This is a genomic window from Corynebacterium hesseae, from assembly GCF_037850265.1.
GTDB classification, from domain to species: domain Bacteria; phylum Actinomycetota; class Actinomycetes; order Mycobacteriales; family Mycobacteriaceae; genus Corynebacterium; species Corynebacterium hesseae.
In genome coordinates this window covers 2,147,172-2,169,889 of sequence record NZ_CP137211.1, presented here as the reverse complement: position 1 = coordinate 2,169,889, position 22,718 = coordinate 2,147,172, and the positions used below count along the sequence as shown (strand labels likewise).

Annotated in this window: 20 protein-coding genes and 2 tRNA genes; 13 read left to right on the top strand and 9 right to left on the bottom strand. The window is 62.3% G+C overall.

Annotated elements, in window-relative coordinates; all coding sequences use genetic code 11:
• Nucleotides 1–109: 109 nt before the first annotated feature.
• The gene (locus R3O64_RS10225) at nt 110–1,270 is read left to right on the top strand and encodes a cystathionine gamma-synthase (RefSeq protein WP_339016854.1); all 1,161 of its coding nucleotides are present in this window, start codon (nt 110–112) and stop codon (nt 1,268–1,270) included.
• Nucleotides 1,271–1,320: 50 nt separating this feature from the next.
• Here the strand turns inward: R3O64_RS10225 and R3O64_RS10220 are convergent, their stop codons facing one another.
• On the bottom strand, nt 1,321–3,201 hold the full coding sequence (locus R3O64_RS10220; protein ID WP_339016853.1) for an FAD/NAD(P)-binding protein: 1,881 nt from the start codon (nt 3,199–3,201) through the stop codon (nt 1,321–1,323).
• Nucleotides 3,202–3,320: 119 nt separating this feature from the next.
• Here R3O64_RS10220 and R3O64_RS10215 point away from each other — a divergent pair, with 119 nt between their 5' ends.
• Genes R3O64_RS10215 through R3O64_RS10185 form a run of 7 tightly spaced genes read left to right on the top strand, consistent with a single transcriptional unit; the run spans nt 3,321 to nt 11,205 of the window.
• Nucleotides 3,321–4,961 (top strand): TIGR04028 family ABC transporter substrate-binding protein, encoded by a 1,641-nt coding sequence (locus R3O64_RS10215; RefSeq protein ID WP_339016852.1) that lies wholly within the window; start codon nt 3,321–3,323, stop codon nt 4,959–4,961.
• Nucleotides 4,962–5,972 carry an ABC transporter permease gene (locus R3O64_RS10210; RefSeq protein WP_339016851.1) on the top strand — a complete coding sequence of 337 codons (1,011 nt, stop codon included), beginning with the start codon at nt 4,962–4,964 and terminating at the stop codon, nt 5,970–5,972.
• Nucleotides 5,969–6,823 (top strand): ABC transporter permease, encoded by an 855-nt coding sequence (locus tag R3O64_RS10205; RefSeq protein WP_339016850.1) that lies wholly within the window; start codon nt 5,969–5,971, stop codon nt 6,821–6,823. Before R3O64_RS10210 ends, R3O64_RS10205 begins: the two co-directional genes overlap by 4 nt.
• Before the next feature lies 1 nt (nt 6,824).
• Complete coding sequence (locus tag R3O64_RS10200; RefSeq protein WP_339016849.1) at nt 6,825–8,492, top strand: ABC transporter ATP-binding protein; 1,668 nt, start codon at nt 6,825–6,827, stop codon at nt 8,490–8,492.
• Between the two features lie 29 nt (nt 8,493–8,521).
• Nucleotides 8,522–9,709 carry an alkylhydroperoxidase domain protein gene (locus R3O64_RS10195; RefSeq protein WP_339016848.1) on the top strand — a complete coding sequence of 396 codons (1,188 nt, stop codon included), beginning with the start codon at nt 8,522–8,524 and terminating at the stop codon, nt 9,707–9,709.
• Between the two features lie 18 nt (nt 9,710–9,727).
• Nucleotides 9,728–10,402, top strand: coding sequence for an SDR family oxidoreductase (locus R3O64_RS10190; RefSeq protein WP_070561368.1), 675 nt, complete (start codon nt 9,728–9,730; stop codon nt 10,400–10,402).
• A gap of 56 nt (nt 10,403–10,458) precedes the next feature.
• The gene (locus R3O64_RS10185; protein WP_070563685.1) at nt 10,459–11,205 is read left to right on the top strand and encodes a GntR family transcriptional regulator; all 747 of its coding nucleotides are present in this window, start codon (nt 10,459–10,461) and stop codon (nt 11,203–11,205) included.
• Between the two features lie 248 nt (nt 11,206–11,453).
• Here R3O64_RS10185 and R3O64_RS10180 read toward each other — a convergent pair whose 3' ends face one another.
• Nucleotides 11,454–12,545 carry an HNH endonuclease signature motif containing protein gene (locus R3O64_RS10180; RefSeq protein ID WP_339016847.1) on the bottom strand — a complete coding sequence of 364 codons (1,092 nt, stop codon included), beginning with the start codon at nt 12,543–12,545 and terminating at the stop codon, nt 11,454–11,456.
• 181 nt (nt 12,546–12,726) lie between these two features.
• Nucleotides 12,727–15,267 carry an aminopeptidase N gene (gene pepN / locus R3O64_RS10175; protein WP_339016846.1) on the bottom strand — a complete coding sequence of 847 codons (2,541 nt, stop codon included), beginning with the start codon at nt 15,265–15,267 and terminating at the stop codon, nt 12,727–12,729.
• Nucleotides 15,268–15,368: 101 nt separating this feature from the next.
• Here pepN and R3O64_RS10170 point away from each other — a divergent pair, with 101 nt between their 5' ends.
• A complete protein-coding gene (locus tag R3O64_RS10170) occupies nt 15,369–15,983 on the top strand; it encodes a DsbA family protein (RefSeq protein WP_339016845.1) in 615 nt (204 codons plus the stop codon).
• Here R3O64_RS10170 and R3O64_RS10165 read toward each other — a convergent pair.
• Nucleotides 15,980–16,357, bottom strand: coding sequence for an MFS transporter (locus R3O64_RS10165; RefSeq protein WP_339016844.1), 378 nt, complete (start codon nt 16,355–16,357; stop codon nt 15,980–15,982). The two genes, R3O64_RS10170 and R3O64_RS10165, sit on opposite strands and share 4 nt — an antisense overlap.
• 104 nt (nt 16,358–16,461) lie before the next feature.
• Here R3O64_RS10165 and R3O64_RS10160 point away from each other — a divergent pair, with 104 nt between their 5' ends.
• On the top strand, nt 16,462–16,935 hold the full coding sequence (locus R3O64_RS10160; protein WP_010191143.1) for a ribose-5-phosphate isomerase: 474 nt from the start codon (nt 16,462–16,464) through the stop codon (nt 16,933–16,935).
• Here R3O64_RS10160 and R3O64_RS10155 read toward each other — a convergent pair.
• Together R3O64_RS10155 and R3O64_RS10150 are read right to left on the bottom strand one after the other, a co-directional pair.
• Complete coding sequence (locus R3O64_RS10155; RefSeq protein WP_101735459.1) at nt 16,932–17,759, bottom strand: aldo/keto reductase; 828 nt, start codon at nt 17,757–17,759, stop codon at nt 16,932–16,934. The genes R3O64_RS10160 and R3O64_RS10155 overlap by 4 nt on opposite strands.
• Before the next feature lie 93 nt (nt 17,760–17,852).
• Nucleotides 17,853–17,927 (bottom strand) — tRNA-Gly (locus tag R3O64_RS10150).
• A gap of 214 nt (nt 17,928–18,141) precedes the next feature.
• Between R3O64_RS10150 and R3O64_RS10145 the strand changes: the two genes are divergently transcribed.
• The 3 genes from R3O64_RS10145 (at nt 18,142) to tig (ending at nt 20,601) form a co-directional block, all read left to right on the top strand.
• A complete protein-coding gene (locus tag R3O64_RS10145) occupies nt 18,142–18,960 on the top strand; it encodes a DUF1542 domain-containing protein (protein ID WP_339016843.1) in 819 nt (272 codons plus the stop codon).
• Between the two features lie 138 nt (nt 18,961–19,098).
• Nucleotides 19,099–19,172: transfer RNA gene (locus R3O64_RS10140), tRNA-Pro, on the top strand.
• Nucleotides 19,173–19,245: 73 nt separating this feature from the next.
• On the top strand, nt 19,246–20,601 hold the full coding sequence (tig, locus tag R3O64_RS10135; protein WP_070524649.1) for a trigger factor: 1,356 nt from the start codon (nt 19,246–19,248) through the stop codon (nt 20,599–20,601).
• 173 nt (nt 20,602–20,774) lie between these two features.
• On the opposite strand, the gene R3O64_RS10130 is transcribed toward tig, so the two are convergent.
• Genes R3O64_RS10130 through nrdF form a run of 3 tightly spaced genes read right to left on the bottom strand, consistent with a single transcriptional unit; the run spans nt 20,775 to nt 22,677 of the window.
• Nucleotides 20,775–21,356: an NADPH-dependent FMN reductase gene (locus R3O64_RS10130; protein WP_070524650.1), complete on the bottom strand. Its 582-nt coding sequence runs from the start codon at nt 21,354–21,356 to the stop codon at nt 20,775–20,777.
• Nucleotides 21,357–21,395: 39 nt separating this feature from the next.
• Nucleotides 21,396–21,671 carry a hypothetical protein gene (locus R3O64_RS10125; protein WP_070564615.1) on the bottom strand — a complete coding sequence of 92 codons (276 nt, stop codon included), beginning with the start codon at nt 21,669–21,671 and terminating at the stop codon, nt 21,396–21,398.
• On the bottom strand, nt 21,652–22,677 hold the full coding sequence (gene nrdF, locus R3O64_RS10120) for a class 1b ribonucleoside-diphosphate reductase subunit beta (protein WP_012715216.1): 1,026 nt from the start codon (nt 22,675–22,677) through the stop codon (nt 21,652–21,654). The genes R3O64_RS10125 and nrdF overlap by 20 nt, the downstream gene beginning before the upstream one ends.
• Nucleotides 22,678–22,718: the final 41 nt, after the last annotated feature.

Sequence of the window (22,718 nt, the reverse complement as noted above, 5' to 3'; positions counted from 1 at the left end):
CCTTTCTGCTATCGCTCACAACTGACGCTTACCGATGGTAGGGAAGAGAGCTGAATATAAAAAGCTTGTCTTTCCCGCGACTGAACAGCTTGGTCTAGAATTGTGCCTCATGACTGACAACCGCACCCTTGGCTTTTCCTCTCGTTCCATCCATGCCGGTTACCAGCCGGATCCCTACATGGGATCCATCAACGTACCGATCTACGCCTCCACGACCTACCAACAGGACGGCCTCGCGCAGTTGCGCGGCGGCTATGAGTACGGGCGAGTGGCTAACCCCACCGTTCATTCTCTGGAGAAGACCCTCGCGGTGCTGGAGAATGCCGAGTATGCGCGCTGTTTCGCCACGGGCATGGCGGCCGTCGATACCCTCATTCGGATTCTTGTTCGTCCAGGTGACCACGTCATCCTCGGCAACGATGCCTATGGCGGCATGTACCGCCTCCTGCATCATGACTACGGCGAGTGGGGCATCGAGCTGTCCATCGTCAATACCGCCGATACCGCGGCGGTGGAGGCGGCGTTGAAAGAGAACACCAAGCTCATTTGGTTGGAGACCCCAACCAACCCAGCGACGACGATCACGGATATCGCCGCAGTCTCTGAGGTTGTTAAGGCGGCTGGCGACGTTCAGATTGTCGTCGACAACACCTTTGCCACGCCCTACCTGCAGAATCCTTTGGAGCTGGGCGCGGACCACGTCCTGCACTCCACCACGAAGTACCTGGGCGGCCACTCGGATGTGCTGGGCGGTGCGGTTGTGACCAACTCCGCGGAGATGGATGAGCGCCTGCTGTATTTCCAGGGCAACGTCGGCGCGGTGTCCTCGCCTTTCGACGCCTACCTCACCGCCCGCGGCATCAAAACCCTTGAAGTGCGGATGGACCGCCACTGTTCCAATGCGCAGGCCGTGGCCGAGTTCTTGGAATCCCGCCCGGAGGTCAAGCAGGTTCTCTACCCGGGTCTGCCCTCGCATCCGGGCCACGAGTTGGCTAAGAAGCAGATGCGTGGCTTCGGCGGGATGATGTCCGTGCGCTTCCACAGCGAGGAGCACGCCCGCCAGATTTGTCTCAACACCAAGCTCATCTCGCTGGCTGAGTCCCTCGGCGGTGTCGAGTCCCTCATTGAGCACCCGCAGAACATGACGCACATTTCCGCTGAGGGCTCCGAGCTCGTGCCACCGGCAGACCTCGTGCGCATCTCGGTGGGCATCGAGTCCATCGATGACTTGCTCGCGGACTTAAAGCAGGCCCTAGACGCCCTTCACTAAAACCGCCGAAGCGCCAAGGTTTTGAGCCTCGGCGCTTTCGCTGTGTGTGATTAGAGGGAATTGAGCAGGGATCCGGCCGTGCGGTCGGTCTCCTGCAGCATGAGTGGGTCCGTGCCGGGCATGGGGGAGATGGTGGTGTCCGGCCACTGCGAATAGGTGGGGATGCCCACGATGTGCAGGCGCGGGTCTTCGGTGCCACCGGGGTTGACCACGCGGCGGTTCCATGTCGTCTCCGGCGAGCCGGTGGACTGACCATGGTCGACGAACGCTCGCACCCGCCCATTGAGGGACACCGCGAGAGGATCACCGGCGCGGCGGACATCGGGGGAGTGCATCCAGGCGTCGATAAGCCAGGCGGAGGAAGCCTCGTTGTGCACGGTGCGCAGCGTGAACTTCTCTCCGATCTCCAGCTGGGGGCGCTGCCCCAGGAAGGTGACGAGGCCGGCGTCGACAAGCGCGAGCAGCTGGCGGGTGCGGAAGAGCGGCGGACCCGACCCCACCATCTGCCCGAAGGCCATGAACTCCTTGAAGGTGCTGGTGCGCGACTCCCACGTCATCCGGCCTTCCGAGCCGGCAATCGACGAGGGCTTGCGCGCGGCCGAGATAGCCCACAGCGCGGACTTCAGCGGGGAATCGGCGGCGGCGACGGCCTCGATGATGTCGCGTGCTAGGCCTTCGGCAATGTACTCGGTGACCTCACCACCGGTGAAATCATCGAGCGGGTTCGCCCAGTGCGCAAGATCTAACGGCTGGGCGGAGGAACCCTCGAGGGCTGCGGTGAGCTGGTTTGCCATGCCTCGGAGATCTGGGGCGGTGAGCTCCGTGGAATCGAGCGTGGCGATGATATCCGCGAGGGGGCGCTGCGGGGCATCGGGTGCGACCCGCGCCTGGTTCTCGTAGTACTCGGCGTAGGCATCGCGCAGAATGTGCGGCAGTAGTTGCGTGCCGAAGTTCAGCTCAGCCTCCGGATCCAGGGCGGCCACCGCGGCGCGGAAGCGGGTCAGGGCGGCCTTCGGCGGCAGCGCGTGGTATTCCGACTTCGGGATATAAGGGTAGCCGCGGCCGGAGGAGACGATGAAGTGCGGCTCCTCACCGCTGGGCTCGTAGCGCAGCCCGGAGCGCGTGGAGGGATCCTCCACAAACTCACCACCGCGGTCGATGGTGAGCAGCGCCATGATGTCGAAAAAGCCCATACCCAGGCCGCGGACCAGGACCTTCTCGCCCGCGGGGACCGCAGACACCGGCTGTTCGACGGGGTTGTCTGGCCGCACCCAATGCAGGTCCGAGTGTGCAGCCTCCGCCAGGGGGCGTTCGGACTCGCTCAGCGCGGGCACCTGCCAGCCGTAGGCCAGGACGGTGGCGTCGGCGGTGACGGTGGAGGCGTCGGAAAGTGCTATGACATCGTGGTCCTCAGTGGCTTCGATGGACAGCGCGCGGGCGCGGTGCTGGACGACGTCCACGCTCTCCGGCAGCTGCGCCAGCGCAACCTCAAAGACCCACTCCAGGTAGGCGCCGTAAAGCGCGCGGGAGGGGTTGGACTCCGGGCGGGTGTGCGCGAGCTCTTCGGCAAAGGAAGCAGCGAGCTCCTCGCGCGGCGGGTGGGAATCATAAAGCTCCAGCTTGGCAGGCGCGATGTCGGGGCGCTCGCCGCGCAGGAGCTGGATCCACTCGTAGAGGATGGGGCCCTCGAGGACCGGCGCGGTGGTGGTGGAGCTGGGCTCGGTGAACAGAGTGACCGCGCCGGCCAGCGTGTTCATGCACAACGTGCGGGTCTGCTCCGTATCCCAAATGCGGCCAGCGCCCAGCGGGGCATCATCGATGATGTGGAGGCGCAGGGGTGACTCAAGGGGGGTCGCGCGCAGGTGGGCCGCGAGGCGCTCGACCAGCGAGATGCCGCGCGGGCCGGCCCCGACGATGGCGATGGAGGGCATAAAAATCAACCTCAAACTTTTAGACTGTTCTGTCTAGTGGAATAATACCGGTCAGTATACGTTGTGTTAAATCCGTAGACACAATTCAAACCGACTATCTACTCTCTGAAAGCAATACCGTGAAAACCCTACGCGCACTCGCCGCCACCCTGGCAGCAGCCCTCGCCTTAGCCGGCTGCTCCGCCGTGGAACGGCCGGACGGGGAGGACAACGTCCTCACCTACCTAGAGCCGCAGTTCTTCCGCACGCTCTACCCGCCGGCCGCCGGCTTTTATCCCAACGGCGGCGTGGTCAACCAGCTGACCGATCGTCTCCTGTACCAAGACCCCGAGACCCTCGAACTTTCGCCGTGGATTGCCACGGAGATGCCCAAAGTCAACGCCGATGCTACGGAGTACACGTTTAATATCCGCACCGACGTCACCTACTCCGACGGTTCCCCGCTAACTGCCGAAAACGTCGTGGCCAACTTCGATCTCTTCGGCCGCGGCGATAAGTCCCGCACGCTGACCAGCTCAGAGCAGATCGCCAACTATGACCACGGCGAGGTCGTGGACGAGGACACCGTGAAGTTCTACTTCACCCAGCCTTCCCCGGGCTTCCTCCAGGCCACCTCTGCCTACAACGCCGGCCTGCTCTCCGATTCAACGCTGGCCTTGGACAACGAGGGCTTCGGTCCCGGCAACGCGGTCAACGTCATTGGCTCGGGCCCCTTCGTGGTGGAATCGGAAGAAATCGGCACCGACCTCAAGCTCAAGACCCGCGAGGACTACGACTGGGCCCCGCCGGCCGTGAAGCACCAAGGGCGCGCGGAGATCGACGGCGTCCACTACATCCTCGCCGCCGAGGAATCCGTGCGCACCGGCGCTATTCTCTCCGGTCAGGCCGATATCGCCCGCCAAATCTCCGCCCCGCAGGAGCCGCTGCTAAAGGAAGAGGGCATCAACATCATCGCCCGCGGCACCAACTCCATGAACAACCAGTTCGCCTTCCGCTTCGACCACCCGTTGCTGCAGGACAAGCGCGTGCGCGAGGCCATCATCCACGGCGTGGACCGCGAGGAAATCCTCCGCGTGCTCTTCTCCGAGTCCTACCCGCTGGCCACCTCCACGGTGGCCAAGACCGGCCTGGCCTATAAGGACCAGTCCGCCGCCTATGCCTTCGACCCCGAGGAATCCAAGCGGCTTCTCGACGAGGCCGGCTGGGAACCCGGGCCGGACGGCATCCGCGTCAAGGACGGCGAGCGCCTCGTCCTGCGCACCAATACCGCGTTGCCGCAGCCGCGTTCTAAGGAAGTCATGACCATGGTGCAGGACCAGCTGGGTGAGCTGGGCATCGGCATCCAAGTCAACGCCGGCGACCAGGCCACGCAGAACGCCGATGCCAAAGACGTCGACAAGGTGCAGATCTACCACTCGATGGTGGGCCGCGCCGACTATGACGTCATCACCTCGCTCTACGGCATCAACAACCGCGACGCCTTCCTCAACCAGGACGAGGAGGGCACCCCAATCGACGCGCACCTGCAGGAGCTTCTCGACGCCGTCCTCGACACCCCCGACAAGGAAGGCCGCATCAAGGCCACGGAAGAAGTCCAGGACTACATCACCGAGCAGGCCTATGCGCTGCCGCTCTTTGAGGAACCTGTGGTCTACGCCGTCCGTCCAGGCATTTCGGGCTTTAGCCCGGAATCGGTGGCGCGCCCGTGGTTCTACGAGGTGTCCATCGACGCCGCGGCATCGGATGAGGAGGAGAAATAAATGACAACCCGCCAACTCTTCAGCCGCATTGGGCAGGCCCTCCTCGTGCTGCTCATTACCTACACCGTGGCCTTTGTGCTCCTGTCGGCGCTGCCATCGGATGCCGTCCAGTCGCGCTTCGGCGACCCTGCCCTGGGCCTGTCCCAGGCGGAGATTGAGGCTATTCGGGAGGAGATGGGCGTCGACAAGCCGCTCGTGGTGCAGTACTTCACCTCCCTGGGTGGCTTCCTCACCGGGCACTTCGGCAACTCCACGCAGTCGGGCGCTCCGGTAGCCACGCTGCTTGCCGACGCCCTTCCCCACACCCTCATCCTTGCCGCCAGTGCCATCGTTCTCGCACTCATCGTGGCCGTGTTCGTGGCCTTTGTGGCCACGCTGCCGGGGCTTGGCGCCATCGGTTCTTTCTTCCGGGGACTGCCTTCCTTCATGGTCTCGCTGCCCGGCTTCTGGATTGCCATCCTGCTCATCCAGTTCTTTTCCTTCCAGCTGGGCTGGGTGCGCGTCATTGAACCCGGCAGCGTGGAGGGCCTAATCCTGCCTACCGTGACGCTCTCGGTTCCTATGGCCGCGCCGCTCATCCAAGTGCTGATCCGCTCCATCGATGAGACGCAATCGCGGCCCTTCGTCCAGGCGGTGCGCGCACGCGGTGCCTCGGAGGCGTGGATCTTCTGGCGAACTGTCCTGCGCAATTCGCTGCTGCCCACCTTGACCATGGCGGGCCTGCTCTTCGGTGAGCTCGTCGGCGGTGCCGTGGTGACCGAGACCGTCTTTGGCCGCACCGGCTTGGGCTACATGGTGGCGCAGGCCGTGGCGAACCGCGATACCCCGGTGCTGCTGGCTGTGGTTCTCATCGCTGCGACCTCCTACATCATCATCAACCTCGTGGTGGACCTGCTCTACCCGGTGCTGGATCCGCGCCTGCGCGCCAGCACCCCAGAGCGAGCTGCCCGCCGCAGCACAGATTCCGCCACCACCTCGGCCGCTACTTCGGAAAGGACGGTGCGCTCATGAGCATGACGCACACCAATCCGCTGCGTTCTACACGGGCGCCGCGCCGCCACACCGCGAATCCCTGGCTCGCGCCGGGTTCCATCATCGCCATCGTGGTCCTCGTGATCGCTTTCCTGGCCGCGCTTTTCCCAAGTTTGTTCACCTCGGCCGACCCTTATGCGGGCACCGATGTGGCCCTGTTGCCGCCGGGGGAGTCCGGCCACCTCATGGGCACGGATGCGGTGGGGCGCGACCTCTATGCGCGCATCGTTTACGGTGCCCGCCAGTCGCTCCTCGGCGCGCTGATCGCCGTGGCCGTCGGCCTGGTCGTCGGCACGCTCATCGGTTTGCTCGCCGGCTCCCTGCGCGGAGCGGTGGACACCGTCCTCATGCGCGTGGTCGACGTGCTTCTTTCTATCCCCGGCATCCTGTTGTCGCTGTCCATCATCATCGTGCTGGGCTTCGGCTCCGTGCAGGCAGCGGTGGCCGTCGGCGCGACCTCGGTCGCGACCTTCGCCCGTTTGGCCCGCTCCCAGGTGATCACCGTGGCCAGCTCGGACTACATCGAGGCCGCTTATGGCGCCGGCGCGACCCACGCCACCGTGCTTTTCCGACACGTCCTTCCCAATTCACTTACCCCGGTTATCGCCCTGGCCACCCTGCAATTCGGCACCGCTATCCTGCAGCTGTCCATCCTCGGCTTCCTGGGCTACGGCGCCCCGCCGCCGACCCCGGAGTGGGGGCTTATCATCGCCGAAGGCCGCGACTTCATGGCCACCGCCTGGTGGCTCATCATCCTGCCCGGCATCGCGCTGGTCGCCGTGGTGATGTCCGCCAACCGCCTGTCCCAAAACTTCCCCGTGGAGGCCTAACATGTCTGTTTCAAAGAATGCAGCGCAGCCCCTGCTGCGCGTGCGGGACCTTAACGTGTCCTATTCCACCGCAGGTGGTGACGTTTCCGCCGTGCAGGGCGTCAACCTCGAGGTTCGCCCGGGGCAGATGACCGCCATCGTGGGCGAGTCCGGCTCCGGCAAGACCACCTCCGCTATGGCCGCCATCGGCTTGCTGCCCTCCAACGCCACGATCGATGCCGGCACCATCACCTTCGACGGCCGCGATATCACCTCGCTGCGTCGCCGTCAGTGGCGTGAGTTGCGCGGGCGACGCATCGGGCTGATCCCGCAGGACCCGAACAACTCCCTCAACCCCGTCCAGACCATCGGCGCCTCGGTGGAGGAGGGCATGCGCATCCACAAGGTGGGCACCGCCGCTGAGCGCAAGGCAAAGGCGTTGGAGTTGCTGGAGCGCGTCGGCATCGATGACCCTGCGCGCCGCTATCACCAGTATCCGCACGAGCTGTCCGGTGGCATGAAACAGCGCGTGCTCATCGCCGCCGCCGTGGCGCTAGAACCCGACCTCATCATCGCTGACGAGCCGACCTCCGCCCTCGACGTCACCGTTCAGAAGATCATCCTCGATCTCCTCGATGACATGCGCGCGGAGCTCGGCATGGGCATCCTCTTCATCACCCACGACCTCGCCGTGGCCGGTGACCGCGCCGACCGCGTCGTGGTTATGGAGTCCGGTCAGCTGCGCGAGGAGGGCTTGGCCGCCACGGTGCTGACGAACCCGCGCCACGACTACACCAAACGCCTGCTTGCCGACGCCCCCTCCCTCACCGTCGCCGACGCCGGCCGAGCAGCTACTTCGCGCAACGCCGTCGTCAAGACCGACACAACCACTGACCGCACCGCGGGCGAACCCTTGGTGCGCGTGGAAGGCCTGACCCAGCGCTTCGGTGATTTCACCGCCGTCGATGACATCTCCTTCACCGTGGCCAAGGGCTCGACCCACGCCATCGTGGGCGAATCCGGCTCCGGCAAGACCACGACGGGGCGCAGCATCGCCATGTTCAATACCCCGACTGCGGGCAGCATCACCGTCGGCAGGCGCGACATCGTAGGCCTTCGCGGCAAGGCCTTGCGCGAAGAGCGAAACAACATCCAGCTGGTCTACCAGAACCCCTATGGCTCGCTGGACCCCAAGCAGACGATTGGCCAGACGGTGGCGGAGCCGCTACGGAATTTGAAGGGGGCGTCGGCAAGCAGCGCGAAAGCCAAGGCCAAAGAGTTCCTCGAGCTGGTCGCCCTTAACCCGGATTATTATGACCGGCGCCCGCGCGAGCTTTCCGGCGGTCAGCGCCAGCGCGTGGCCATCGCCCGCGCGATGATTGTGGAGCCGGAGCTGGTCATCCTCGATGAGGCCGTTTCCGCCCTCGACGTCACCGTGCAGGCCCAAATCCTGCGGCTGCTGGCCCGGCTACAGGAGGAGCTTGGCCTGACCTACATTTTCATCTCGCACGACCTAGCTGTGGTCAACCAAATCTCCGATACCGTGTCCGTGCTCTCGAAGGGCCAGCAGGTGGAATGCGGGCCCACGGCCGAGGTCTTTAGCAACCCGCAATCGCCGTTTACCCGCAAGCTTATCGAGGCCATCCCCGGCTCGCGCTATCGCGCCGGCGACCTCAACCTCGGCCTGTAGCCTGGGGCCGATCAAGAAAGGATTAGTTCATGGCAGACATCATTAACCTACTGTCGGATGCAAGCGAGGACGTCGCCCAGCTGCGCGAGCGCCGCCCCGAAGCCAAGGAGAATGCGCAGGCCTCCTTCGCCGCGCTCCTCGAACCTTCAACGCCCGGCACGTTCAGCTATGCGGAACGCTACGCCATCGCTACCTTTGTGGCGGGCGTGTATCAGGCGACGCCTGCCGTCGCCTTTTATTCTGACCTGCTGGCGGAGGAATCAGAGGAGCTTGCCGTCGAAATATCCCGCGCGGTGGAGAGCGGCATCACCACCGGCCCGTATATTGATGGCGGCTTCACGCTTTTCGAGGTCTCCCAGCGCCTCGCCGCCGCCCTCGACTTCGCCCACCTTCTGGTCTTCCACCCCAAGGATGCTTCTCCAGCTGCGATTGGTCACCTGCAGGCGGCCGGCTGGTCCGACGATGACATCGTGACGCTGGCGCAGCTGGTCAGCTTCCTGTCTTTCCAGCTGCGCGTGGCGCACGGCCTCTCCGTGCTTGCCGGTACTGCACAGCCCGCGCCCGTGACTGAGGCGCCGCGTCCCACCCAGACCCCGGAGTGGGTGCCGGGGGAGGGGACGCTGGTGCCGGACGTCGCCAAGCCGCAGGGCTTTGTAGCGCACTCGCTGGGCTGGAAGCCGTGGGTGCCGCCGCAGCCGAAGGAGGAGTTCACAGACGCGCAGCGCGATGCGCTCATTAAGCCCGAGCGCATCGATATGGAGTACTTCCGTCTGCTCGCCCGCGATCCGGCCGCGCTCAAGGCGCGCACGCTCACGGACCTGGACATCTTCTACAACACCGACGGCGGACTGGGTCGTGCTGAGCGTGAGCTGGCCGCTACGGTGGTCTCGCGCCTGAATGGCTGCGAGTACTGCGCGTCGGTGCACCAGCAGCGCGCAAAGGAAGAGGGCGGTGACGCCGCGGCGATTGACTGCCTGCTCGAGGAAGGCGTTTCCGCTGACCTGGGCTCGGCGCAGTGGTCCGCCATTCGCGATGCCGCCCTGGCCCTGACCGAGTCACCCTTTGCCTTCGACGCCTCCCACGTTGAACGCCTCGAGTCCGTGGGATTCGATACCCTAGCCATCATCGATGTCATCAACTCCACCGCGTTCTTCAACTGGGCTAACCGCCTGATGCTGACGCTGGGGGAGCCGGATGTGCCGAAGCGTTTCCGCTAACGAGAAGGAGGAACAACCATGGTGAAAACTGCCGTTGTAACTGGTGCGACGGGTGGAATGGGCGCGGAGATCATCAAGGACCTTGCCCGGGACCACCGCGTGTATGCCCTGGGGCGGCGCGCCGGGGAGCTGCCGGAGGCGGAGAACATCGTGCCGGTGGCAATTGACTTGCTGTCGCTTCTCGACGGCTCACCGCTCCCCGCCGAGCTGGCTTCGCTTGAGCGCGTCGACGTGCTTGTGCACGCGGCGGCCCGGGCGGATAAGCGATCGGTGGAAAGCGCTAGGCCGGAGGATTGGCGCGCGCAGATGGACCTCAACGTGCACGTGCCAGCCGAGCTGACCCGCCAGCTTCTGCCCGCGCTGCGTGCGGCGGAGGGGCTTGCGGTGTTCATTAACTCCGGTGCCGGCATCCACTCCTACGGGGATAACGTCATTTACGCCGCCACGAAGCATGCTTTGTACGCGCTTGCCGACGGCCTCCGCCTCGGCGAACTCGGCATCCGCGTGTCCACCGTCGCGCCGGGCCCGACGGATACCCCGATGCTGCAGGGCCTGCAGGATTACAACCCGGAGCATGTCATCGCTCCTGTGGAGGTGGCGAAGGCCATCCGCGCCACCGTTGATGCTGGCCCGACGACGCAGCTTACGGAGATTCGCGTACGCCCGCGCATTGAGTTGAATCAGCGCAAGTAGGAGCCGCGTTTTCTCTCAAGATGCGAAAAACGCAGCGCACGGTACAGTTATGAGGCGTGTCCACCTCTCAACGTCGCCGCCCCGCCTATTTGGTGATCGCGGATTCGCTGCGGAGCAAGATTGAATCCGGCGAACTGAAGCCGGGTGACCGCTTTCCCACCGAGCGGGAATTAGTCCAGGAATACAAGGTGGCGCGCATGACGGTGCGCCACGCGCTGGACATCGTCCAGATCGAAGGTCTCATTGACCGCAAGCGCGGGCGCACCGGTGGCACCTTCGTGCGTGCCACCCCGCCGACGCTGAGCCTGACGAGCGGACGCAGCGCGCTTGACCAGCTGCGTGAACATGGCCTCGATGTTGAGGTGCGGGTGTTGTCGCTGACGCTGATTGAGGTGCCTGGGCATCTCGCTTCCTCCTTCGGGATTGAGGAAGGCGATTCCGTGTGGGAATGCCGCGCGGTGCAGTTGACCGAGGGCTCGCCCATCATGGCCTCCACCCTTTTTATCCCGCAGGCCTTGGCCTCGGACCTCACGGAAGAGGACGTTCAAAAGCCGCTGACCGAGCTGTTGACGGAGCTTGACCTAGTGCCCGTGTTTAAGCGGGACTCCCTCGTGGCCGCCACCGCGCGCACGGAGGAGCAGAAGGCCCTTGGAGTGGGTCGGAACCAACCCGTCTTGCGCATTACACGAACCGTTAAGGCGGAGGGCGGCGTCGTGGCTGCTCAGTTGGAAGAGACCCTGCGCCCTGATGCCGTCACGGTGGAGGTCGTCATCGGCGAGGACCCCACGCCGACCCTCGACTAGAAATCCCAGCCAGGACAGCGCCATGAGTTCGGCCTCGCTGGGAATGTGAGTTCGCGCTCCAGGAAGCCCGCCAACCATCATTGGGTTGGCGGGTTTCGTTCTTTAAGGGCTTAACCCTCAGCGGGAAGCGCGTGAATCGTGCTCAAGGATCGCCGATATGCCCGCGTGCCTTGATGTGGTCCGCGGGAGGCAGTGTTGTCACTGGTGGTTAGCTGTTTCCTTCCTGCCGTTGCTGTGTTTGGTGGATGTTAGCTGCTGTCGGGTGGTTCCTCTGGTGGTTGTCCTGCTTGTTCGGCGTTGAGTCTGGCTACTGCTTCTTGGTATTCGGGCATTGCGGTTATCGGTGCTCCCCAGGGCGGGATGAAGGTCACTCCGGTGTTAAGCCGGTACATGTAGCCGCGTCCGGTAGGTCTTTGTGGGTCATCATCATTTATTCCGTTGTGGTAGGCGCACAAGAACGTCAGGTTTTTAATGTTGGTGTAGCCGCCTGCCTGCCAGGGCACCAAATGATGGACTTGGCAGTAGTCTGCCGGCTTATTGCAGCCTGGTCTTGAACAGGTGTGGAATTCAGCATGCAGGGTAAGGCGTTGTTTGAAGCTTGCTCCACGCTCTAGCCGCCAGGTATCGATGGGTCCTTCAATAGGGTGCACGATGGTGGCATACCCTATTTCGGCAAACTTGTGGGTGAGGAATTCTGCCCCGGTCATGCGCCCGCCGTTGGTGAGTTCGATGTCGTCTCCGTCGCCGTTGATGATTTGGTCGAGCTCGTTGAGGGTGACGATGATTTGGGTGCGCACCGCGGGTTTGGAACCGCCTGCTTTGTTGAAGAAGATGTCGTTGGCGGCTTGAAGCAGGTCAGTGGTGTTGGTGGATTCGAGGACGCCGCGCATGTTGGCAATCGTGGTGGCATCGTCAGTTATGGAGAGTGTGTTGGGGCCTTGTTCCCGGTAGGTGATGCGCACGCCTGGTTTGGCTATGCGTTTGGAGCGCAGTTCTTTCAGCCGTGTGGCGGCGACGGTGGGGATGCGGTGTGCGGGTGTTCCTGCGAGTTTGATTCGCAGGTTCCAGGCGTCGAGGGTTTTCTTGACTTTTGCGGTGTAGGACTCAATGAGTGTGAGGGTGCCCAGGCTGTGGCGTTGGGTGAGGGCTGCGTGGCGGGCTTTGCGTTGCTTGCCGCTAAAGCGGGTGGGACCGAAATAAACCTGGTTAAGGCGTGCTAGTTCGGCGGCATCGGAAGCAGAAGCGCCGAGCGCGCGGAGCTCATCAGGTGAGCCAGGAATGTTTTCCACCAACGCAATCCCCGAATTGCGAAGGCGGATGTAGGTTTCGATATCCCCCATGGGCACAGAGACTAAAACAGCACCGTGGGCCCCGCAACCGGAGCGAAGAAACACCCAGCTCAGGTGGTGTGGGAAAGGCCAACCCGAAAATGGAGGAATGAGCACCATGGGTGGGGAAGGTGGCTGTGGGCGTGGAGTTGGCATGAGAAAAGCCCCTCAGGGGAGGGGCTAGACGCGTGTGCTAACCGCGGTCGACGGCGCGGTTGCGCAGGGCGCGGGCGAGGCGGTCACGCTGCTCGGTCACCGTGCGACGCAGGCCACCGGCCAGGTCGCGAGAGAGGAATTCGCCGGCGCGGTCGAGGGTCTCCTGGCTGACATCCCAGCGCGGGAACAACCCGGTCACCGTGGTCAGAGCAATCTCGTTGGACTGCGCGGACCAAATCTTTTCCGCCACGTCGAAGAACTCAGCACTCGGCAGGAGCTCATCGGCGCCTACGAACGTCAGGCCCGCGAGCTTGGACTCCAAGTCGCGGTTGCCCAGTTCACCGGCGACAATCTCGTCCCACACCGCGCGCTTGTTGTCCTCGGTATTAACCGCGGCCAACGCCTTAAGCGAGGCCTGGTAGCCTGTCGCGGTGTTATCGCGCTTGAGTTCCTCAGCCACCGCCGTCATGGCGGCGCCGGCGGCCTCGGGGCCGGTGACGTCGGCAAGCGAGCCATCGGCGATGAGCGCGGTGAGCGCCTTCCAACGCAGGCCCGCATCCGAGGAGGTCTTGAGGAGCTCCTGGAAGAAGGTGCGGGAGGCGTCGTGTAGCTTGATGCCGGCCAGCGCCTGGGTGAAGACGATGGAGCGCTCGGCGTTTTCGGAGCGGGCGCCTTCAAGGAGGGCGTCGGCAAGCTGCGTATCCTCCTTTGCCCACTCCGGGTCGGCGTAGGTGGACTGGGCCATGGCGGCCTGGGAGAGGATGCGCTCCAGCACGGCGAGCTCGGTCTCCGCCGCCGCACCGCGGGCCACGAGCGCCACGAAATCGCGGGCGCGCATCGAGCCCGCACGGGTCATTTCCCACGCGGTGGACCAGCACAGAGTGCGGGCCATGGGATCTTCGAACTTGTCGACATTCTCCAACAGGAACTCAAGGGAACCCGCATCCAGCTCGATGAGGCAGTAAGTCAGGTCATCGTCGTTAGGCAGCACGAAGTCGATGTCCGCCTGCTTGAGGCCGATGAGTTCCGGAATTTCGGTGGAGGCGCCATCGATATCCATCTCGATGCGCTCGGTGCGCACTACCTTCTCACCTTGCAGGGCGTAGACGCCGACGGCGACGCGGTGCGTACGCAAAGTATCGCCGCGCTGGGTGAGGAAGGCCTGGGTGATGGTGCCGGACTCGTCCGTCTCCAGCGCCACACCCAGCGTGTTGACTCCTGAAGTCTTCAACCACTGCTGCGCCCAGAAGGATAGGTCGCGCCCTGAGGCCTCCTCCAAGTGGCGCAGCAGATCCCCGAAGGTGGCGTTCGACCACTGGTGCTCCTGGAAGTGGCGGCGTACCCCGGCGAAGAAGTTCTCGCGGCCCACGTAGGCCTGCAGCTGCTTCAGCACCGACGCCCCCTTGGCGTAGGTGATGCCGTCGAAGTTCTGCTCCACGGTCTCAATATCAGAAGCATCCGTGGAAATCGGGTGCGTCGTGGGCAGCTGATCCTGCTGGTAGGCCCAGGCCTTCTCCACGTTGGCAAAGGTCACCCACGCGGTGTCGTACTGGGTCTCCTCCGCCTGGGAAATCGCCGCCGACCAGGTGGCGAAGGACTCGTTGAGCCACAAGTCATCCCACCACTGCATGGTCACCAAGTCACCGAACCACATGTGCGCCAGCTCGTGCAGGATGGTGTCCGCGCGGCGCTCATACTTGTAGTGCGAGGCTTGCGACGTAAAGACGTACTCATCGCGAATGGTCACGCAGCCCGCGTTCTCCATCGCGCCGGCGTTGAACTCCGGCACGAAAATCTGGTCGTACTTGCCAAAGGGGTAGGCGAAGCCGAAGTTGCGGTGGTAGAAATCGAAGCCCTGCTTGGTCTCCGTGAACAGGCGCTCGGCGTCGAGCGATTCCAGCAGGGAGGGGCGGCAGTAAATCCCCAGCGGCACCTCAACGGACTTAGCAGGTGAGCCCTCCGAGTGCTCCGCCAGCATGCCTGTCCACGTATCCTTCACGCCCACATACGGGCCCGCGCACAAGGCAACCAGGTAGGTCGACAGCGGGTAATCCACCGCCGCGCGCACGGTATTGCCCGAACGCGTGATAGGGGAGTTCGTAATCACCGTCCAGTGCTCCGGAACCTCAAAAGCCAGCGAGTACGTCGCCTTCAAATCCGGCTGGTCAAAGCAGGCGAAGACGCGCTTGGCGTCGGCAGTCTCGAACTGGGTGTAGAGGTAAGCCTCGCCGTCGACTGGGTCGACGAAGCGGTGCAGGCCCTCGCCCGTGCGTGAATAGCGAATCTTCGCCACGACCTTCAGCTCATACTCCGCCACCTGCAAACCCGATAGCGGGATCCCGTACGTCGGGTCATAAGCACTGGTGGGGAGAGGAGCGCCATTGAGGCGGACCTCGAGAAGCTCGTCACCGCGCAAGTCAATAAACGTAGAACCGGCCTTCTTTACTCGGAACTTCACCACCGTGGTGGAGGTGAAAAACTCATCCCCGGTGAGGTCGAGGGCGACGTCGTAGTGGCTTACCTCCACCATGTCGGAGCGCTGCTGGGCTTCCTCGCGGGTGAGGTTAATCGAGGTCATAAGGTGCATCTCCTCTTTCTCTGTAGCTAAAGTCTCTGCACCAGCGTAGTCACACGCCTAGGGTGGGGTGCCAAAGACGACAGAAACAAAGGAGATTTACCGTGGCTCAACAAGTGACGTTCTGGTTCGACTGCTCATGCCCCTTCGCGTGGCTGACCTCGCGCTGGATTAAGGAGGTGGAGAAGGTCCGCGATATCGAGGTGACTTTTGAGCCGATGTCCCTGTCCGTGCTCAACAAGGGCCGCGACCTGGATCCGGAATACATGAAGATGATGGAAGCCAACTGGGGTCCTGCCCGCGTGGCGGCCAAGATTGCCGTGGAGGCCCCGGACAAGGTCGATGCCTTCTACACCGCGATGGGCACCCGCATCCACACGGAGGGCCAGGGCGGCAAGAAGGGGTACGGCGCCTACGATGACATCATCAAGCAGGCGCTTGACGACGCCTCCCTCCCCTCCACCTTCGCCTCCGTGGCCAACACCGAAGAGATGGATGACAAGCTCACCGAGTTTCACAACCGGGGCATCTCCGAGGTCGGCGATGAGGTCGGCACCCCGGTGGTGAAGTTCGGCGATACTGCTTTCTTCGGCCCGGTCATTACGCGCGTTCCCACCGGCGAGGAAGCTGGCGAGCTTTTCGATGCCTCCGTGCGCCTCGCCCAGTTCCCGTACTTCTTCGAGCTCAAGCGCTCCCGCACCGAGGATCCCCAGGTTTAACGCGTGCGGTTGCGCATTGCCGCCGCGATGACGCAGACCAGGACGATAGGCGTGAGCATGAAAGCAGGAAGTCCCGCGATGTTAATGATGGGCAGATAGCTCTGCGCCTGGTATTCCTCCCAGGCTGCGGCTAGCCACGTGGCCCACGACGCACCTGCAAGTAGCGCGAGGACGCCGGCGGTGATTCCGCCGGCGGTGCGTGGCTTATGTAGGAGCCACCACAGGCCCACGCCGAGGTGGGCCAGCGTCATCACTGCGTCCAAGAGAAGTGGCAGGATGAAGACGTTGTCGGTGAAGAAACCGGCGGCGAATAAACCTGCGCCGACAAGGATTGCGCCGACGTAAAGGACACAGGCACGAGCGTTCATGGGCATAGTGGGGTCCTTCCTAGGGGAGTAGACGTGCCCCACCATATCAATTTTGAGTTATTGCTAAAACGGGTCGGCGGGCGTGTTCGCTGACCGGTAAGATGTTGGCCATGCGCGTTTATTTAGGAGCAGACCACGCAGGGTTCGAGACGAAGAACGTCATTGCCGAACACCTGAAGAAACAGGGCCACGACGTCATTGACTGCGGCGCCCATGAGTACGACGCCGAGGATGATTACCCGGCTTTTTGCATTGAAGCTGCGCTGCGGACCGTCAACGATCCGGGCTCGCTCGGCATCGTGCTGGGCGGTTCCGGCAACGGCGAGCAGATCGCCGCTAACAAGGTGAAGGGCGCGCGTTGCGCCCTGGCGTGGTCCCCGGAGACTGCACGCCTGGCCCGCGAGCACAACAACGCCCAGCTCATCGGCATCGGCGGTCGCATGCACTCCGAGGAGGAGGCGCTCGCCATCGTGGATGCCTTCCTTGATCAGGAATGGTCCCGTGCCGAGCGCCACCAGCGCCGCATCGACATTCTTGCCGAGTACGAGCGCACCAACATTCCGCCGGAGCTTCCGGAGGCTTAGTTCATGTCCTTGGGGTGAGTGCCGCCGCGGCCCTCTTCCCCAAGGTCGAGATCGGTGATGGCGGCCATCTCGGATTCATCAAGCTCAAAGCCAAATACATCGAAGTTCTGCGCGATGCGCTCCGGGTTTTCGGACTTCGGGAACACGATGACGCCATTTTGTAGGTGCCAGCGGATGATCACCTGAGCGGGGGAGACGCCGTATTTCTCGGCGGGCTCGGTGATTTCCGGCTGCTCAAAGAGATCGGTTTTGCCCTGGCCCAGTGGGCCCCAAGCCTCAATCTGCACCTTGTGGGAACGGAAGGCATCGAGCTCGCGCCAGCGCTGCAGGTAGGGGTGCAGCTCTACCTGGTTGACCACGGGGGTTTCATCAGTCTGGGTTTCCAGCTGGTCAAGGTGCTCCAGTTCGAAGTTGGAGACACCAATGGACTTTGCCTTGCCGGCCTTCTTCAGTTCGATGAGCTGCTTCCACGCCTCGACGTAGTGGCCGTTGTCCGGGCAGGGCCAGTGGATGAGGTAGAGGTCAACGTAGTCGAGCCCCAGTTTCTCCAAAGATTCATCGAGGGCTGCGGCTGCGTCGGTTTGGCGGTCATTCCACAGCTTCGTGGTGATGAACAGCTCCTCGCGCGGGATGCCGGACTTGGCAATCGCGCGGCCCACGCCTTCCTCGTTGCCGTAGATGGCAGCGGTATCGATGTGGCGGTAGCCCACCTTGAGGGCCTCGAGGACCAGCTCTTCGGTCTTGTCGGGGTCAACCTTGAAGACGCCGAAGCCGAGCTGCGGGATGGAGTTTCCATCGTGCAATTTGATATTAGGTACAGTCATGCGGCCCACTCTACGCAGAGCTTGTTCATCCGTGCAGAAAACGATTAAAACCGCACCAACGACCTAAATTAGGTGGTTAGCGCGGCTTTTCCTTGGAGGGAATGACGGGAATCGAACCCGCGTCTTCAGCTTGGAAGGCTGAGGTATTAGCCACTATACGACATTCCCACAACCGGCAATCTTCAACTTTCAAGGTCTTGACTTTGAAAGTCTCAACGTTGAAAGCCGTTGAATCGGCGTGCCGACTACTTTAGCGCACGCGGGCGCTGAAAGGAAAATGGGAACTTAAGCGGGGTAAAGCGCGTTAGTTTGGGTAGGCGTACAAGCAAAACAACACATAGTTCGACACGCAATTCAACTCTGAGATGAAAGTGGTGCTTTCGTGAGCTCGTTATTGCTCCTTATCCTCGTCGTCGGTGGCGGCGCATGGTTCCTGTCCTCGCGCAACGGGAAGAAGCAGCAAGAGCTGCGAGAATCTCAGCGTTTCGAGGACGCGATGGCGGATGCGCGCCGCTGGACTGAGCGCCTTGGCGGCCAGGTGATGAACTTGAGTGGCACGGATACTGCCTCCCAGCAGGCCATGGCTGATGCTTCCGAGCGTTTTACCGCCGCCAACTCGGCGATTTCCCGCGCCACCACCGCCAAGCAAGCGCACCTCGCGCGGGAGTCCGCGCTGGAGGGGCTGTACTATGTGGCGGCCGCGCGCGAGATTATGGGCATGGACCCAGGCCCCGAACTCCCGCCGCTGGAGGGCCAGCGCCAGGCCGGCAAGGTCACGGAAACCCGCACGGTGGAAGCAAACGGGGAGACGCTGACGGCGTCGCCAAGCGCATCTGCACAAACCCCGAACTACTACCCGGGCGGTGTCGTGGCTGGGCGCCCGGTCCCGGCCGGTTGGTACTCGCGCCCGTGGTGGGCTGATGCGTTGACCACCGGCGTGTGGATGGTGGGTTACTCCATGATGTTCAACGCCATGTTCGCGGGCATGTCCGGCGTCGGCTACTCCGCCGCGGCGGCTGAAAGCGGCGACTGGGGTGGAGACCTCGGCGGCGCTGAAGGCATGGACGGCGGTGCCCTGGACGGAGCCGGTGATATGGGCTCTGGCGATGCCGGGGGAGGCGACGATGGTGGCTTCTTCGATGGCCTCTTTGGTGGCGACGGAGGCGATGGCGGAATGTTTGATTTCGACTTCGACTTCTAAGCGGTGAAACATCCTTTGACATGCATAAATGAACATAAAATGGGGCCGGTGTTGGGATAGTCAAGCGGCTATCGGTACACTAGCCCCAGTATGAAGCGCAGCTGCGTTCGGAGCTTCCGGGCGCAGAGGCTTTCCATACGGGGCGTGGCGCAGCTTGGTAGCGCACCTGCTTTGGGAGCAGGGGGTCGCAGGTTCAAATCCTGTCGCCCCGACGTATGGGGGCCTGGACACGCATCCAGGCCCCTTCATTACATTTTTAGACGATCACAATCAGGAGAGTTTCTCGTGAAGACCACCGTAGACAAGCTGAGCGATACCCGCGTCAAGCTCACCGTCAACGTTCCGTTCGCTGAGCTGGACAAGGAAATCGCTCAGGCCTACGCGGCGATCGCGCAGCAGGTTTCCATCCCGGGCTTCCGTAAGGGCAAGGCTCCGCGCCAGCTTATCGACGCCCGCTTTGGTCGTGGCCCCATCCTCGAGCAGGTAGTCAACGACATGCTGCCGTCCCGCTACGAGCAGGCCGTTACCGAAAACGATCTCAAGGTTATTGGTCAGCCGGAGATCGACATTGCCAAGCTGGAGGACAACGACTTCGTCGAGTTCACCGCTGAGGTAGATATCCGCCCCGAGTTCGAGGTGCCGGACTTCTCCAAGATTTCCGTTAAGGTGCCGGCGCTGGAGACCTCCGAGGAGGACGTCGACAAGGCGCTCGAGGACCTGGCTTCCCGCTTCGGTGAGCTCAAGGACACCAAGCGCAAGATGAAGACTGGTGACTACGCCATCATCGACATCACCACCGAGGTTGACGGCACCAAGCTGGATGAGGCTTCCCACGAGGGCATGACCTACCGCATCGGCGACGACAACCTGATCAAGGGCCTCGACACCGCTCTGCGCGGCATGAAGACCGACGAGGACAACGAGTTCACCACCACCATCCAGTCCGGTGAGCACGAGGGCGACGAGGCCACCGTGAAGGTCCACGTCCAGCAGACCAAGGAGCGCAAGCTGCCGGATCTCGACGACGAGTTCGCACAGATGGCCTCCGAGTTCGACACCATTGACGAGCTGCGCGAGGACACCAAGACCCGTGTCGAGGAGTCCAAGAAGTCCGAGCAGGCTGCCGCCATCCGCGATGAGGTCCTCAAGGCCGCGCTTGCCGACGTTGACTTTGAGCTCCCCGCCTCCGTGGTGGACGAGCAGGTCCACGCCCAGCTGCACCAGGTCATGGGTCAGCTGGCTCACGACGAGAAGGCTCTGGCTCAGCTGCTTGAGGCGCAGGGCACCACTCGCGAGGAGTTCGACGCTGACGCTCGCAAGTCCGCTGAGGAATCCGTGCGCACCCAGCTCTTCTTGGACGCACTCGCTGAGGTTGAGGAGCCGGAGGTGTCCCAGCAGGAGCTGACCGACCACATCCTCTTCACCGCCCAGTCCTACGGCATGGACCCGAACCAGTTCATCCAGCAGCTGCAGTCCAGCAACCAGCTGGGCAACCTGTTCTCTGACGTGCGCCGCGGCAAGGCCCTGGCTATGGCTATCTGCCGCGCCGAGGTCACCGACGAGGCTGGCAACAAGGTTGATGTTGACCAGTACTTCGGTGAGATCGATGAGGACGAGGCTGAGGCTTCCGAGGAGAAGTAATCTCCCGCTTGTAAAACGCCGCTGCCACATGTGTGGTGGCGAGCGCGCGTGAAACCCCGGATTCAGGTAACTCAAGGATGAGCCTGAATCCGGGGTTTGTGTCATTGTGAACGCCCTCTAGGAGTCTTTGAGTACTTCGTAGAGGGCGTGATGGGTGTTGGCTGGGGATACCGCTAGCCGTTCGTGGCTCTAAAGGCCTTGTCGGTTAGCTGCAGGAAGCGCATAACGTAATCCTTGACAAAGTCTGCGGTGCGTTCATTGAGATGTCCGGACTCTTCGAAAAGGGTGGGGGATTGACCCAGAAATACTTCGGGCTGACCCGGAAGCGGCATATCGAAGTAGGACAGGGCGAGGCGAAGGTTCTTCTGTGAACTGTAGCCGCCCATACGGCCTACAGAGTGGCTAATGATACCTGCGGGAAGGTTCTTCCACGCCACATCTGAGTTGGGTTTAGAGCCGATGTCCACTGCGTTTTTGAGGCAGGCGGGGATAGTGCGGTTGTTCTCTGGCGTAATGAAGAGGATCCCGCTCGAGTTCTTGATGGACTCGCGAAAAGTGGTGTACTCAGCCGGAGTGGGCTTGTCCGTGACGGCGGGGTCATCGTAGTCGAAGTCATAGAGCGGCAAGTCACGGATTTCCACGATGTTTGCCTCGTAGTCTTCAGGGATCATCGTGAGCACCTCGTGTGCAATCTTGCGTGTAAATGACCCTCGCCGCAGGCTGCCGACGATAACGCTGATACGTGGGGTGGTCATGGTAAACCTTCTTTCTTAGTTGGGTGTAGGGAGACGTGGTCAGGGGAGAAAGGGCTTGCAGCCAAAGGCCGGTGGTGGGCCGGCAGCGTGGGCGGCAGTGAGGAAGCCATCTACTTTGTCTCCTTCTTCATGGCGGAAGTACAGCTCGATGAGCCCTAGAAGCCCCCCGAGGACGGCCTCTCGTGCGGCGGATGTATTCAAAAGCCGCATGGCTGCGGGTTGGTTTCCTTCGCGGATGGCTTCAAACAGCGCGATGGTCTCAAGCCAGCTTCCTTGGTCCGGTCGCGGAAAAGGTTTAGAAATCCCAGTCATCATCACTCGTTTCTTCAGCAGTACCAATGACATAGGAGGAACCAGATCCAGAGAAGAAGTCATGGTTCTCATCTGCTCCGGGGGCTAGGGCGGCGAGGATTTCTGGGTTCACTTCCGTTTCTTCGGGCGGGAAATAATCCGGGTAGCCCAAATTCATGAGTGCCTTGTTGGCGTTATAGCGAACGAACACGGCTACGTCATCCATGAGTCCCAAAGGCTCATATAGCTCGCCGGAATAGTCCAGCTCTAGTGCATAAAGCTCTTCGAGCAAAGAAATGGTGAAATCATGCATTTCCTTCTGCCGTAGCGGGGTCGTGGATTCCAGACCGCGCTGATACTTGTAACCCGAGTAGTAGCCGTGCACTGCCTTGTCACGCAGAATGAGGCGAATCATGTCTGCCGTATTTGTCAGGGTGGCGTGGACAGAAAAGTGCAAGGGAAGATAGAAACCCGCGTAGAGAAGCAGCGAGGAAAGCAGCGTCGATGACACCTTGCGTTTGAGTGGATCCGGCCCAAAATAGTGCGCGAGCACTTTCTTGGCGCGTGCCTGGAGAAGGTCATTATTCACCGCCCAGCGGTATGCTTCATCAATTTCCTTTGTACTGCTCAGGGTAGAAAACACTGAAGAGTAAGAACGGGCATGGACTGACTGCATGAAGGCGATGTTGGTATACACGGCCTCCTCGTGTTCGGTGCGGGCATCTTGAATCTGACAGATTTCACCCACGGTGGCCTGGACAGTATCCAGGGTGGTGAGTCCCGTGAACACCCGCATGGTGAGGTTGCGTTCCTCGGGTGTCATCCTCTGCCATGCCGGGAGATCATTAGAAAGCGGGACCTTCTCTGGCAACCAAAAGTTAGCGGTGAGACGGTTCCACACTTCAAGATCCTTGTCATCGCTCACCCGGTTCCAATTGATGGCGCGGATGCGGGCTGAAGGATCATGCCGGTAGCTCGGCGGTGTAACTGAAATGCTGGTTAGTTCAGCACTGTTCGATGTTGAAGACATAGCTTCTTTCTTTCTGAGTGGATGGTTGTGGACAAGGGGAG